The organism is Variibacter gotjawalensis, from assembly GCF_002355335.1.
GTDB lineage: Bacteria > Pseudomonadota > Alphaproteobacteria > Rhizobiales > Xanthobacteraceae > Variibacter > Variibacter gotjawalensis.
Genome location: NZ_AP014946.1, coordinates 1,133,681 through 1,147,988, shown reverse-complemented (window position 1 = coordinate 1,147,988; position 14,308 = coordinate 1,133,681). Strand labels below are relative to the sequence as shown.

Here is a 14,308-nt window from a genome sequence, read left to right as displayed (position 1 = left end):
ATCAGATTTAAATTGAGCGCCGTAGTCCTCGCGCGGAAAGGAACACGTTTGGCCGCCTGAACGTTTGAGTGTGTCATCCTTCAGATGTGAAAGATTGGAATGCCCGAGCCTAAGATCAGCCGATACGGCTCGCCGGCGGGTGGATGGGGATCGCTCAAATCGATTGCTCGACACCTTTGGCGAGATAACGTTTCGCCCGGCGAGGCGGCACAGCTCGCCCGCCAGAATAAACCCGATGGGTTCGCATGCGTCTCCTGCGCGTGGGCGAAACCGGCAAACCCGCATATCGCGGAGTTCTGCGAAAACGGCGCAAAGGCAACGATCTGGGAGCGCACGGCGAGCCGCGCCGACGGCGCATTCTTCGACGCACATACGGTTCGTGATCTTCGTTCCTGGTCTGATTTCGATCTCGAGCGCGCGGGACGCCTGACCCAGCCGCGCCGCTATGATCGCGCCAGCGATAAATATCTGCCGACATCCTGGGAGGATGCCACTCGCGAAATCGGGACAAAACTTCTCGCGACCGATCCGAAGGCCTGCGTCTTTTACGCGTCGGGGCGCGCTTCGCTCGAGACGTCCTACATGTATGCGCTGTTCGCGCGGCTCTACGGGCACAACAATCTGCCGGACAGCTCGAACATGTGCCACGAGCCGACGTCCGTCGCGCTGCCGCAGTCGATCGGCGTTCCGGTCGGCACCGTCCGGCTTGAAGATTTCGCCGCGACCGATCTCATCCTGTTCTTCGGCCAGAATGTTGGCTCGAACGCGCCGCGGATGTTGCACGAGCTGCAGACGGCGCGGCAACGCGGCGCTGAGATCATTACGTTCAATCCCCTGCGCGAGCGCGGTCTGGAACGCTTCATCAATCCGCAGAGCCCGGCACAGATGCTGACTGGGCTCGCAACCGAGATTTCGACGCAGTATCATCAGGTGCGGGCCGGCGGCGATCTTGCAGCCATCACCGGTGTCTGCAAGGCCCTGTTTGATATCGATCTGCGCGACGGGCGGTTCTTGGATAGCGCGTTCATCGCGCAGCACACCGCTGGCTTTGAGGCTTTGCGCGCGTTTTGCACCGGAACTCCGTGGGCGAATATCGAAAGCCGCTCGGGGTTATCGCAAGATGCGTTGCGTGGTGTCGCCGAAGTCTATGCGCGTGCCAAAAGTACAATTGCGATCTACGGCATGGGCATCACACAGCATCGGCGCGGCGCCGAGACGATCAATATGCTGGTTGCTCTTTTGCTCCTGCGCGGAAATATGGGCCGCCCCGGCGCCGGTATCTGTCCGGTGCGCGGACATTCCAACGTGCAGGGCCAGCGTACCGTCGGCATCACAGAGAAGCCGGAACTGGTGCCGCTCGACAAGCTGAGCGAACTCTACGGGTTTGAACCGCCGCGCGATAAAGGCCTCAATACGGTCGAAGCATGCGAAGGCGTCCTCGACGGGTCCGTGCGGGCGTTTCTCGGCCTGGGCGGCAACTTCCTCCGCGCCGTCCCGGATACGGCCCGCATGGAAGCTGCGTGGCCGAAGCTCGATCTCACGGTGCATATCGCGACGAAGCTCAATCGTTCGCATCTTTTTCCGGGCGAAGCGTCGTTTCTCTTGCCGTGTCTCGGCCGACTGGAGCGCGACGATCAGCAGAGCGGCCGGCAGTACATGTCCGTCGAGGATTCCACATCGCGGTTTCACGCATCGCTCGGCAACGCATCAGTGGTCAGCGCGCTTGCAAGGTCGGAGCCATGGATTGTTGCAGAGATCGCCAAGGCAACTCTGCCGGACAATCGCCTCGTCCCTTGGGACGAATGGGTCGGCGACTACGCAAAGGTCCGCGACGCGATCGAGCGCACCTACCCGGACAAGTTCAAAAACTTCAATGCGGAGTTTCGCAAACCCGGCGGGCTGTCGAAGCCGTTGGCCGCACGCGAGCGTGTGTGGGAGACGAAGAACCGGAAGGCAAATTTCATTGTGCCGAAAAGTATCGAGATGGATCCCGACATCACCCACAACGCTTCAACTCTCAACTTGATGACGTTGCGATCCAACGATCAGTTCAACACGACAGTCTACGGCTATGATGACCGGTTTCGCGGCGTGTCCGGCACACGCATGGTACTGTTTATGAACGACGATGACATGCGCCGTATCGGCGTCGCCGACGGCGAGACCGTGACAATCGAAACGGTCTCAGATGACGACATCGTCCGACGTGTGCCCGGGCTCCGCGTCGTTCGATACGACATCCCGCGCGGCGATTGCGCCGGATATTATCCCGAACTCAACGTGCTGCTTCCGCTACAGCATCACGAGGAGCAATCGAAGACGCCGGCGGCAAAATCGATACCGATCCGCGTGGTCGTCTAGCGCGGCTCATGGATCGGGCATCCGTTGGTTGCCTGGCGAAAGTCCGAAGAGTGCCGATAGGTCGCTTTGCGCGCGCGGTTGATGTTTCCGAGCGGCTGATGCGCTTCGATGCCGGTCCACACGCTGAATCGCATCGCCTCATCGATGTTGCGGACGTTGTACGCCGACCACGAATCCTGCGCCGCGATCGAAAGCGTCGCAACGGTCTCGAACGGCGCTTCGTCCTCTTTCCATTCAACAGTCGGATCTTCGATCGGCTGCTTTTCGATATCGCGACAAAGCTGGACCTGGAAATTCCAGCGGCCGTTGATCGTCGCGACTTCGGCACGAACAGTGTCGCGTATCGCGTTTTCATTGTCCGACGCGTCGATTTCGACGCCGCTGCGGTCCTTAAGATCGGCGCTCGCCGGTACCAATCGGAACTTTGCGACGAAGTCGCCGTAACGGAACGGCGTTACGCTGAAGTAAGTTTCGCCGAGCGGATCGACATTCGGCGCGCCGCCCATCGCGTTGATGGCGACGCTCTCGATGCCGACAGCTGTGAGCGCTTTGTTCACGCCTCTGAGCACCGAAGACAAAGCAACCTTGCCGCTTTCCATCTTGTCGGTTGTTTTGGCTAGAAGCTTAAGCTTGCCGAGAAACTTTTCGGCGTTCGGAGCCTGGAAAACCGGTCCATTCACCAACACAAAGTCCTGCGATTGACCTTCCGCATCCGAGAGGCGCGGCCCCCGGACGCCGACAACTTTAATCGCCATCCCGCGCGGCAATGAGACTACGTCCGGCAGGATATCGCCCGCATTCGTCGAAAGCCGTACATAGGCTTCATAGGTTGCGGGCGAGGCGAACATGCCTTGAGCGAGATGGTCGGGAAGGTTCGGATTGACCGTAAATGTCGCCACCAGCACGCCATGAGATTTCGCATGAACGGCGCGAACGGCGTGCTTATAGTTTCGCGCCGTCGTTTCGAGAATTTGGTCGAACGCTTCGTTCAGCCCCGCGATTGTAGTTTGCTCGTCAGGAAGGATTTGCTCGACCTCAGGCTTGAACGGAATGGGTTGGGGCAGCGGCATTTTCGAGTAACTCCAGGTTCGATGGAGAACGAAACGGCTGCCGCGTTGTTCCGGCGTGTGAGGCGGGGCTTCGGGTTGTCCGTTATACTTTCATGCTGATGTCGACGCCGTGAACGCGCTCGCGGTCGGCTTCATTTTGTCCGGCGCTCGCGGCGGGTGTGATTTGTTTGTTGGCATCGCTTCGCTCTTCAAACCTCAACGCATCTCCGCGGTGGGAAAACTGGCTTAGCGGCGCGTGCTGGGTTCGTCGGTAATCTTCGGCGTTCCGGTGTTCGGGACGGTTTGGCCGGTCGGACCGCTGGTACCGCCCGTATCGCGCGAACGAGCATCTGAGGGTGATCGGTTATCGGGCGGCGGCGATGCCTGCGGACTCGGCACGGTTTGGCCCGTCGTCGGGTTGACGTTGCGCGGCGCGGACGGCTCGGTTTGCCGGGTCTGCGCCGACACAATGCCGCATGCGGCGAGCGATACGGCCAATACGACCGCAATCTCAGATACCTTCGTCATATGGATGCAATGCGGTCAGCCCTTCGACAGTTCCGCCGAAGCATGGCGTGGGAGCTTCGCACGGCCTTCGTGCGTTGATCGCGATGATGTCGCCGTCTCCTCCATCCATCGCAGGGCTGAGCGAACGGCATGTCCGCACGCCCTCCGGAGCAATGTTCGTTCGCATCGGTGGGCGCGGGCCGGCCATTCTGCTGCTGCACGGCTTTCCGCAGACGAGCCTGATGTGGCGCGATATCGCGCCGCTGCTCTGTCGGGACTTCACGGTTGTTGCCGCCGACCTCCCCGGCTACGGCGCCAGCGATTGTCCGGTTCACTCCGCTGACCATTCCGCGATGTCGAAGCGCGCAATGGCCGCGACGCTCGTCGATGCGATGCAGAGACTCGGTCTACCGCGTTTTGCCGTGGTCGGTCACGATCGCGGCGGGCGCGTTGCCTACCGCATGGCGCTCGACCATCCCGGCGCGGTCACGCATGCGGTCGTGCTCGACGTGATACCGACGCTCGATGTGTGGGAGCGCGCGGACGAACGCTTGGCGCTGAGTTTCTGGCCGTTCTCGCTGCTGGCGCAGCCCGCGCCTTTGCCGGAGAGGCTGATCCTCGGCGCGCCGGACGCCATCGTCGACAATGCCCTCAGCCAATGGGGCTCGCCTCCGCGCACCTTCTCGGACGATGTGCGCGCCGCCTATGTGGCGGCCCTGACCGATCCCGCGCATGTTCACGCTATCTGCGAAGAGTACCGCGCCGCAGCGTCGATCGATCGCGAACAAGACGAAGCAGATCGGCGAAAGACGATCGCCTGCCCGCTTCTTGCGCTGTGGAGTGCGACCGGCGGCCTCGCGCATTGGTACGCTGATGCGGGAGGTCCGCTCGGTCTCTGGCGCCGTTGGGCTGACGGCGTTCAAGGCCAGGCGATCGAAGCCGGGCACTTCTTTCCGGAAGAAAAGCCGAACGAGACTGCCGCTTTGATCCGAACATCTTTGACGGCCTCCCGCGCGCCGCGCTAGCAGTTCATCTGTGCGGCGCCCGGCGACCACGCTATTTGCGGAACGTTTTAAGTATGGCCTGCTTGTTTCCGATTGAGGAACGAAATGGCGCAGTGCGTTCTCATCGTCGAAGACGATTTCCTAATCAATATGGCCCTGCAAGATCATCTCGATGATTCTGGTTTCGTGACGCTGGTAGCGTTCAACGCCGACGAAGCGATCGAAATTCTGGAATCGCGTAGCGACATCGACGCCCTGGTGACGGATATCGACATGCCGGGCTCGATGGACGGCTTGCGCCTTGCTAAGCGTGTTCGCGAACGCTGGGCGCCGATCCGCATCTTGGTCGCCAGCGGCAAGCATCGGCCGTCAGCAGATAACCTACCGGCCGATGCGACCTTCTTGCCGAAGCCATATCGGCTTGAAACGGTGGTTTACGCTCTCCGCTGAGCTTGCGTCGCCTCTCACAGCAAAGCCGCGCAGTCTCAGTTCCCCGGCTTGATCGGCATGCTAAAGGTGAACATCGTAGCGGTTCGATCAGACGCCACGTCGATCGCGCCCGGATGCGCCTTGGCTCGCTCGGCAACTATATCGAGACCGAGACCAAGGCCCGCGGCAATCGCCTACAGCGAGGCCGTCCCAGCGCCGATTAGCTTGTCGATCGTGAGCGGATAGTCACGGATGCGGATGCCTGTCGCATTGTAGACCGCGTTCGAGATAGCAGCGCCGGCGCCGCAGATGCCGAGTTCGCCGAGGCCCTTCGCCTTCATCGGCGATGACGTGTCGTCGATCTCGTCGAGGAAAACCACATCCTGGTCTGGGATGTCGGCGCTGACCGGGACGGCATATTCGGCAAGATCGTGATTGGCGAAGAAGCCCTGTTGCGTATCGACGACCAGCTCTTCCATCAGCGCCGCGCCGACGCCCATCGTCATCGCGCCGATCATCTGACTGCGCGCCGTCTTCGGATTGAGCACGCGTCCCGCCGCAAAGACGCCGAGCATTCTGCGCACGCGAATTTCGCCCGTATAGGCTTCGACGGCTGCTTCAACGAAATGCGCGCCGAACGCGGCCTGAACGAATTTCTTGTTGATCTCGCCGAACTCGATCGCATCTTCGGCTTCAGCACCCTTCGGGCCGGCGGCTTTCGCCAATGACACGGAGCGACCCGAAGACTTGATCTGCCCGTCCTCGAAGACAATGTCATCCTGCGCGTTGAAACCCGCGTTCTGCGTCAGCTTTTCGCGTAGCGCCATGCAGGCCGCATAGACGCCCGATGTCGAACTGTTCGCGCCCCACTGGCCACCGGAGCCGGCCGAAACCGGAAAGGTACTGTCGCCGAGCTTCACGGTCACGCGGTCGATCGGCACGCCCAACATTTCGGCGGCTGTCTGTGCGATGATCGTGTAGCTGCCGGTGCCGATATCTGTCATGTCGGTGTGCACGGTGACGCGGCCCATCATGTCGACGCTCACCTTAGCGGCGGATTTCATGACCGGGCTGTTGCGGAACGCGGCCGCAACGCCCATGCCGATGAGCCATTGTCCATCGCGTCTTGCGCCGGTCTGTGCCGAGCGCCGATCCCAACCGAAACGGGTCGCACCCTCTCTGAGACATTCGACGAGTTGGCGTGTCGAATAAGGATTCTCTTCGCCGGTTTCTGGATTGTGTTGAATATCGTTGCGCAAACGCAGCTCGATCGGATCCATCCGCAGCTGTTCGGCAAGCTCATCCATCGCGACTTCGAGCGCCAGCATGCCGACGGCTTCACCCGGCGCGCGCATCGCATTGCCTTCCGGCAAATCCAGAACCGCGAGACGATGCGAGGTCATGCGATGATCGCCCGCATAGAGAAGCCGCGTCTGCAATGCAGCCGCCTCCGGCGCACCGCCCTGCAGATTGCCGGACCAAACCTCATGGCCGATGGCCGAGATTTTCCCTTCGCGATCAGCGCCGATGCGGATGCGCTGGATCGTGGCGGGACGATGCACGCTGTTGTTCGCCATCAAATCGCGAGCCATCGCGACCTTGACGGGGCGGCCTGCCGCTTTGGCACCAAGCGCGGCGAGCACCGCGTCCGCACGCAGAAACAGCTTCGAGCCGAAGCCACCGCCGACATACGGCGACATCAGCCGAATGTTCTCCGGCTTGATCTTGAGCGTGAGTGCGAGGTCTTTGACGCCCCAGGCGACCATCTGGTTCGCGGTCCAGAGCGTGAGCTTGTCGCCCGACCACGCGGCGGTAGTCGCGAACGGCTCCATCGGCATGTGGCTTTGGTCCGGTGTCGTGTAGGTGTGATCGATCTTGACGGGTGCGTTCGCAAAGCTCGCCGCGAAATCTCCGACTGCCGTATCGGCCGGCATCTTGCCCTGGATCGGCGGCGGCTCCGCGGCCTGCTCTTTTTGCTCGGCGAGATCGTAGCGGCCCTTCTCGGCAGTGTAACGAATGCGGATCAGGTGTGCGGCGTCACGCGCCTGCTCCAGCGTCTCGGCAACGACGCAGGCGACGGCCTGATGATAGTGTTCGATCTTCGGCCCGCCGAGCAATGTCGCCGTGTTCTTCTCGCCCTTCCCGAGCGCTCCGGAATTCTTGTGCGTGATGACGGCGAGCACACCTTCGGCACTTTCTGCCTCCGACGTATCAATCGTCGCGATGCGACCTTTGGGGATCGAGGCCCCAAGAATCCAGCCATAGGCGGCGTTCGGTGCCGCCTGATGATGCTCATAGGCGTAGCGCGCCGCACCCGACACTTTCGCCGGGCCGTCGATGCGATCGAGCGGGAGACCGACGACGCGGCCGCGATCAATCGGATTCTGCGTTGCGCGTTGTTCGAACTTCATTGACGCGCTCCTGCGAACACAGAGTTGAGCGTTTTGGCGACCAGCGCCTTCTTGAACGCATTGTCTTTGGTGACTGTGGCGCCCTGCAGCGCGGCTTCCGCGACGGCGTCGGCATTGCGCGCTTTGTCTGCGCCGGCAACGCGCCAGGGTTTAGGGGCTATGCCGCCGAATGCGAAGCGCGATTGTCCGTCGGCGCCGAAAACGGCAGCGACCGAGACGAGGGCGAAGGCATACGAAGATCGGTCGCGCACTTTGCGATAAACGTGCTTGCCCGTAACGGGCTTCGGCAACGTGACGGCGGTGATCAATTCGCCGGGGCTCAACGTATTCTCCCGCTGCGGCGTTGCGCCGGGTAGCCGGTGCAGGTCCGCGATCGGTATCGTTCGTTTGCTCCCGTTCGACGACACCGCTTCGATCTCGGCGTCGAGGACGCGCATCGCGACCGCCATGTCGGAAGGATGAGTCGCGATGCATTGGTCGCTTACGCCGACGATGCCAAGCGCACGGCTGAAACCTTTGAGCGCCGTGCAACCACTGCCGGGCTTGCGCTTGTTGCAGGCTTGAGCGGTGTCGTAGAAATACGGACAGCGCGTCCGCTGCAGTAGGTTTCCCGCCGTCGTCGCTTTGTTGCGTAACTGCCCGGATGCACCTGCGAGCAGCGCCCGACTGAGCACTTCGTAGTCGGTTCGAACGCGCTGATGTGCCGCCAGATCGGTATTGCGCACGAGCGCTCCGATCCGCAGACCGCCCGCTGCCGTATCTTCGATCTTATCAAGCCCCAGCCGATTGATGTCGACCAGCTTTTCCGGCCGCTCGATCTGCAACTTCATCAGATCGAGCAGGTTCGTTCCGCCCGCGATATAGCGCGTGTTGGCGGCGCCGCCCTGCATGAGCGCATCGGCGATTTCGCCGGCGCGGTGATATTCGAACGGCCTCATGACTGGCCCTCCGCAACGTCGCGAATGGCCGCGACGATGTTGGCGTAAGCGGCACAGCGGCAGATATTGCCGCTCATGCGTTCGCGCACTTCGGTGTCGGAAAACGTCACACGCGATAGATCCTGCGTGACATGGCTCGGCACGCCGTCTTCAATTTCGCGCAGCATCGCAACGGACGAGCAGATCTGCCCCGGTGTGCAGTACCCACATTGATAGCCGTCGTGCTTGACGAAGGCGGCCTGCATCGGATGCAGATGTGTGGCTTCGCCGAGCCCCTCAATGGTCGTAACGGATTCGCCGTCGTGCATGACGGCAAGTGTCAGACAACTGTTGATCCGCCGCCCGTCGACCATCACGGTGCAGGCACCGCACTGCCCCTGGTCGCAGCCCTTCTTCGTCCCCGTAAGTTGAAGGTGCTCACGTAGCGCGTCGAGCAGAGTGGTACGCGGATCGACCGCGAGCGATCGCGGCTCTCCGTTCACGATTAGCTGAACGCTGACGTTTTTCGACCCATTCGCCTTGCTCGATTTTTTTTGCGCGCTGCTCTGCGCGTCAGCGCCTGCGGGCACCACTAAGCAGACTGCGGCGCTCCCGCCGAGAATGCTGCGGCGCGTGACATCGTGCGTCATCGTCCACACCTGGATTAGATTGGTTCAACTGTGAACGAGACGAGGCAGACGTTTGTTCCGTGACGCATACAGCAGCCGCGATGGCAGATCGTAGGAGACGGGAATGGGATGTCTGCTGCCATCCGGCGGAACTTGGCGCATCGGCGTCGGTTTCAGCCAGAGGAGATCGCTATGCCCAACCCGAAGAAGAAGACAACGACGAAGAATCCGAAAGGCGGACTGACGGCTGCAGGCCGGCGTGCCTTCGAAAAAAAGCAGGGGGCGCATCTCAAACCCGGGGTCAAGAAAAAGATCGCCGACATGACGCCCGACGAGATGCGCCGAAAAGGCAGCTGGGCGGTCCGCTTCTATGGCCGGACGCCGTTGCCGCCGTTGCGCAAGAAGGACGGAAGCCCGACGCGGCACGCGCTCAGCGCGCACGCCTGGGGTGAGCCCGTCCCGAAAACAGAGGCTGCCGCACGCAGGATTGCCGATAAAGGCAGGCGATTGTTGGCCCGTTATAAGCGCGAGAAGGCCAAACGTCGGTCGTAAAATACGGTCTTGGTCGGGCACTTCATCGGTCACTCGGCCGTCGCTAAATTCTTGAACTATCGCGAGAGCTCGCCTGTCCAAACCGACATCGCAGGGTCGTTATTGGTCAACGAGGGAGAGATGATGACTGTGCGCAAGATTGCCATGGCAGACGCTACTTTCGAGCGTTCGCCTGGAACAGACGCCGGCGTCTTCGCCGGCAACGTCATCGATCAGCGGCACGGCGGCCCGATTACGATCGGTTATGGGCGCTATGAGCCCAATCAAAGCATTGATGAGACGCTGGCCGTTGACGACGTGATGATCGTTCTTGAAGGCTGCCTTTCGGTGTCGACGCGCGAAGGCGTGCTGACGGCCGGGCCCGGCGAGATGATTTACATGCCGAAGGGCGAAAAAGTCACCATCACGTCTTACAACGAAGGTGCCATCACGGCTTATGTCACTTATCCGCACTGGCAGGAGCCGGGCCAAGCCTAAACGGATTGCTGCGTCCGCTCTCAATCGTGAAGCGGAACCTGGACCTTGGATCGGCGTTCAAGAGCTAGTCCGAGCGGCATCGCCCGCCCCGAAATTCCCGTGGCCGGTCAAAAAAGCCCTCGCAGCTTCCCCTCCTCGGCTGCGAGCGCTTTTTTTGCGCCATGGGACCACGATATTGGTAGCGCTGTACGCAGGCCGCGATCCGAGGCACAGTGAAGGCGTCGGCAAAACGCCAACCGACCCTCGCAGGAGCGGCATGTGCCGAATGTTTACCGCGCCTACCACATAGATGCGTCCACATCGCGCATCACCCGGCCGGCCGACATTCTAGACGCCGACAGCGACGAAGAAGCAGTTGCTAAGGCACGTCTGCTGGTCAACGGCCAAGACGTCGAAGTTTGGCATGGCGAGCGTCGCATCGCCGTGCTTCACCACCACAAAACGTGATTCCTTCGTTCAATGGCACGTAGACTTCTCAGCGGTGCCACTCCCGCCTGATTTGGCAGCGGCGGCGGCATGCCGTCGCAAAGCGCCTCGACTTTTACGAGCGTTCCTGCTTTGTACTTCCCATGGGGGAATCTGCAACAATCGACGGAAACGCCGGTATTCGGGAGCCGAAGGCCGCTCCGGCGTATCTGGCCGGCCTCAACCCGGCACAACGGCATGCGGTCGAATACGGAGGCGCCGGCGAGCACGGCAGCGGCGTCTTCGACCCGCCGCTGCTCATCATCGCGGGCGCGGGTTCCGGCAAGACCAACACGCTGGCGCATCGTGTCGCGCATCTGATCGTGTCGGGTGCCGATCCGCGGCGCATGATGCTGCTCACCTTTTCGCGGCGCGCGGCAACCGAGATGCAGCGGCGCGTCGAACGCATCACGGCCAAAGTCCTCGGCCCCGCCGCCGGTGCGATGACGGATGCTCTCGCCTGGTCGGGCACATTCCACGCGATAGGTGCACGCCTGCTGCGCGAATATGCGACCGATCTCGGCATCGATGTCGATTTCACGATTCATGATCGGGAAGATTCCGCCGATCTCATGAATCTCGTCCGCCACGATCTCGGCTTCTCAAAAACCGTGAAGCGATTTCCGACCAAGCATACCTGCCTCTCGATCTACTCGCGCGCCGTCAACGCGACGTCGCCCCTCGGCGAGGTGCTCGGCACGTTCTTTCCCTGGTGCGCCGAATGGGAGAGCGAACTGCAGAGCCTCTTCGCGGCCTATGTCGCGACGAAGCAGAAGCAGAACGTCCTCGATTACGACGATCTCCTGCTCTACTGGGCGCATATGATGATGGAGCCGGCGCTGGCGGGACAATTGTCGGATCGGTTCGATCACGTGATGGTCGACGAGTATCAGGACACGAACCGTCTTCAATCGTCGATCCTGCTCAACTTCAAACCGACCGGGCAAGGCTTGACGGTGGTCGGCGACGATGCCCAATCGATTTACTCGTTTCGCGCCGCAACGGTTCGCAATATTTTGGATTTCCCGGCGCACTTCTCGCCGCCCGCCGCGTTGATCACGCTCGAGCAGAATTATCGCTCGACGCAGCCGATCCTCGCCGCCGCCAACGCGGTGATCGATCTTGCGTCGGAGCGTTTCACCAAGAACCTATGGTCAAACCGCGCGTCCGGCGATTTGCCGGCACTGGTGTCCGTCGCCGACGACAACGCGCAGGCCGGTTACGTCGCGGACTGCGTCCTCGCCAATCGCGAGGCCGGGCTTCGCCTGAAAGCGCAAGCGGTGCTGTTCCGCACGTCCAGCCATAGCGCGACGCTCGAAGTCGAGCTCACCCGGCGCAATATTCCGTTTGTCAAATTCGGCGGTCTCAAGTTTCTCGAATCCGCGCATATCAAGGATCTGCTCGCCCTGCTCCGCTGGTCGCAGAATCTGCGTGACCGTGTGGCGGGGTTCCGCGTTGCGCAGCTGCTGCCGGGCTTCGGGCCCGGCATGGCCGCAAAGCTTCTCGATGCGATCGAAGGCGGCGCACGGCCGATCCGCGGCCTCAATGCGTTTCGACCGCCGACCGCAGCAGCCGAGCATTGGATTGATTTTTGCGCGACGATTAAAGCGTTGCATCTCGGCAAAGCCGGATGGCCGGCCGATCTCGACCTAGCCAGCCGCTGGTATGTGCCGCTGATGCAGCACCGCTTCGACGATGCGCCGCAACGCGAAGGCGACATCGCGCAGCTTGCCCAGATCGCATCAAGCTACCCGACGCGCGAACGCTTTCTCACCGAGTTGACGCTCGATCCGCCCGACGCAACGAGCGATCAGGCCGGGCCACCGCTGCTCGATGAGGATTATCTGATCCTGTCGACGATCCATTCGGCCAAGGGCCAGGAGTGGGACTCGGTCTTCGTGTTGAACGCGGTCGACGGCTGCATTCCGTCCGACCTCGGCGTCGGCACCACGGCCGAGATCGACGAGGAGCGGCGCCTCCTCTATGTCGCGATGACACGCGCGAAGGATCAACTGCATCTGATGCTGCCGCAACGCTTCTACGTGCATGGCCAACGCAGCATGGGCGACCGGCACATTTACGCGCAGCGAACGCGCTTCATTCCAAATGCGCTGACGCATCATTTTCAGAGCCGGTCGTGGCCCGCCGCGCAGGCAAATGCTTCTCTCCGCCGTCCGATCAGCCCGCTCGACGTGCGCGGCAAGCTGCGCGGCATGTGGGGTTAGAGCGCGATGTGCAACGCCTACGCGATGACGAAGAGCCAGCAGGCGATCCGCGAATTCGCCAAAGCCATGTACGATCGCTCCGGCAATCTGCCGCCGATGCCGGGCATCTTCCCGGACATGATGGCGCCGGTCGTGCGCAACACGCCCGGCGGGCGCGAACTCACCATGATGCGCTGGGGCTTCCCGCCACCGCCGAATGCGGGCCGCCTGCCGGTCACCAACGTCCGCAACATCGCGTCCGGCCACTGGCGGCCATGGCTCGACACTGCGCATCGTTGCATCGTGCCGGTGACGTCGTTCTGCGAATACCAGGACGAGCCCGATCTGGTGACAAAGAAGAAGACGCCGCATTGGTTCGCGATGTCGCCCGAGCGGCCGCTATTCGCCTTCGCAGGCATCTGGCGGCCGTGGACCGGCGCGCAGGGAAGTAAGAAGGCGCCCATCGAGGGCGACCACCTGCTCTACTCATTCCTCACCTGCGAGCCGAACGACGACGTCCGCCCGATTCACGCCAAGGCGATGCCGGTAATCCTGCAGGACGAAGACGAGATCGACGCGTGGCTTGAGGCCGAGATCAACGACGCGCTCGAGCTGCAGCGCCCGCTCGCGCCCGGTGTTCTGCGGATCGTCATGACGGGCGAGAAAGAAGACTCGCAATAGTCCGTGCGGGTGCCAAGCAAATTGCGGATGATGCGCGAGCGACGTTTACAGGCGCTCGGCGAAATGCCATTCGCGCCGGCACATCCCGCCAGGACCTTGCGCTATGAAATCTCTTGTGACTGCCGCCGCCATGCTTGCGTTGATGGCAAGCCCACCCGTTGCTTCCGCAGACGTCGCAGCCGATGCCATCATGATCGTCTATGGCGCGAAGGATGGCACCCAGATGCCGGAGAACGAGATGTATCAGGCCAGCGTGCTCAAACGGATTTTCGACAGGGCCTATTCGCTCGAAGCGTCAATGAGGCTAAAAACGCCGGTCGCGGGCGTTACCGAGCACACGGCCCGCATTTCGGCTGTCGAAAAGGACAAGTGTCAGATTGCGATCGAGACGTCCGTCGTAGCCGGCGCGACTGAAGTGAACCGAGACACGCAGGCCACAGTCCTGATGGCTCACTGACCGCTCCGGAGCGCGACGATGTTCACTTGTGGACCCGCGAGACACTTGCGGGCGCGGTCGTGAGAGCCGGCCTCTACGATTGGCTAATCAAGAAGGCCGCATGAACCGCGCGTGGCCGGAATGCGTGACTCTTCTTTTCAGATTGCGGTGAGGCGAGCCATTCTT

General features: G+C 61.7%; 14 protein-coding genes. 9 read left to right on the top strand and 5 right to left on the bottom strand.

The window, feature by feature from the left end; all coding sequences use genetic code 11:
- The first annotated feature begins 99 nt into the window (after positions 1 to 99).
- Positions 100 to 2,361: an FdhF/YdeP family oxidoreductase gene (locus tag GJW30_RS05470; protein WP_096352682.1), complete on the top strand. Its 2,262-nt coding sequence runs from the start codon at positions 100 to 102 to the stop codon at positions 2,359 to 2,361.
- Here the strand turns inward: GJW30_RS05470 and GJW30_RS05465 are convergent.
- Complete coding sequence (locus GJW30_RS05465; protein ID WP_096352679.1) at positions 2,358 to 3,431, bottom strand: catalase family protein; 1,074 nt, start codon at positions 3,429 to 3,431, stop codon at positions 2,358 to 2,360. The two genes, GJW30_RS05470 and GJW30_RS05465, sit on opposite strands and share 4 nt — an antisense overlap.
- A gap of 225 nt (positions 3,432 to 3,656) precedes the next feature.
- Positions 3,657 to 3,938 carry a hypothetical protein gene (locus GJW30_RS05460; protein ID WP_096352676.1) on the bottom strand — a complete coding sequence of 94 codons (282 nt, stop codon included), beginning with the start codon at positions 3,936 to 3,938 and terminating at the stop codon, positions 3,657 to 3,659.
- 152 nt (positions 3,939 to 4,090) lie between these two features.
- Between GJW30_RS05460 and GJW30_RS05455 the strand changes: the two genes are divergently transcribed.
- Both GJW30_RS05455 and GJW30_RS05450 read left to right on the top strand, forming a co-directional pair.
- Complete coding sequence (locus GJW30_RS05455) at positions 4,091 to 4,942, top strand: alpha/beta fold hydrolase (protein ID WP_096352673.1); 852 nt, start codon at positions 4,091 to 4,093, stop codon at positions 4,940 to 4,942.
- 84 nt (positions 4,943 to 5,026) lie between these two features.
- Entirely contained in the window at positions 5,027 to 5,371 is a 345-nt protein-coding gene (locus tag GJW30_RS05450) for a response regulator (protein WP_096352671.1), read from the top strand.
- Positions 5,372 to 5,544: 173 nt separating this feature from the next.
- Here GJW30_RS05450 and paoC read toward each other — a convergent pair whose 3' ends face one another.
- From paoC to paoA, 3 genes are read right to left on the bottom strand one after another with little or no spacing between them, the layout of a single operon-like run.
- Complete coding sequence (paoC, locus tag GJW30_RS05445; RefSeq protein ID WP_096352668.1) at positions 5,545 to 7,761, bottom strand: aldehyde oxidoreductase molybdenum-binding subunit PaoC; 2,217 nt, start codon at positions 7,759 to 7,761, stop codon at positions 5,545 to 5,547.
- On the bottom strand, positions 7,758 to 8,699 hold the full coding sequence (locus GJW30_RS05440; protein ID WP_096352665.1) for an FAD binding domain-containing protein: 942 nt from the start codon (positions 8,697 to 8,699) through the stop codon (positions 7,758 to 7,760). The genes paoC and GJW30_RS05440 overlap by 4 nt, the downstream gene beginning before the upstream one ends.
- Positions 8,696 to 9,328 (bottom strand): aldehyde dehydrogenase iron-sulfur subunit PaoA, encoded by a 633-nt coding sequence (gene paoA, locus GJW30_RS05435; protein WP_096358671.1) that lies wholly within the window; start codon positions 9,326 to 9,328, stop codon positions 8,696 to 8,698. The genes GJW30_RS05440 and paoA overlap by 4 nt, the downstream gene beginning before the upstream one ends.
- A gap of 171 nt (positions 9,329 to 9,499) precedes the next feature.
- Between paoA and GJW30_RS05430 the strand changes: the two genes are divergently transcribed.
- From GJW30_RS05430 to GJW30_RS05410, 6 genes are all read left to right on the top strand, one after another.
- Positions 9,500 to 9,859 carry a DUF6321 domain-containing protein gene (locus GJW30_RS05430; protein WP_096352662.1) on the top strand — a complete coding sequence of 120 codons (360 nt, stop codon included), beginning with the start codon at positions 9,500 to 9,502 and terminating at the stop codon, positions 9,857 to 9,859.
- 123 nt (positions 9,860 to 9,982) lie between these two features.
- Positions 9,983 to 10,336, top strand: a complete 354-nt coding sequence (locus GJW30_RS05425; RefSeq protein ID WP_096358670.1) for an ethanolamine utilization protein — start codon at positions 9,983 to 9,985, stop codon at positions 10,334 to 10,336.
- Between the two features lie 258 nt (positions 10,337 to 10,594).
- A complete protein-coding gene (locus GJW30_RS22540) occupies positions 10,595 to 10,783 on the top strand; it encodes a hypothetical protein (RefSeq protein ID WP_130364761.1) in 189 nt (62 codons plus the stop codon).
- Between the two features lie 122 nt (positions 10,784 to 10,905).
- Entirely contained in the window at positions 10,906 to 13,026 is a 2,121-nt protein-coding gene (locus GJW30_RS05420; RefSeq protein ID WP_096352659.1) for an ATP-dependent helicase, read from the top strand.
- A gap of 6 nt (positions 13,027 to 13,032) precedes the next feature.
- On the top strand, positions 13,033 to 13,686 hold the full coding sequence (locus GJW30_RS05415) for an SOS response-associated peptidase (protein ID WP_096352656.1): 654 nt from the start codon (positions 13,033 to 13,035) through the stop codon (positions 13,684 to 13,686).
- 103 nt (positions 13,687 to 13,789) lie between these two features.
- A complete protein-coding gene (locus GJW30_RS05410; protein WP_096352654.1) occupies positions 13,790 to 14,143 on the top strand; it encodes a hypothetical protein in 354 nt (117 codons plus the stop codon).
- The last annotated feature ends 165 nt before the right edge of the window (positions 14,144 to 14,308 follow it).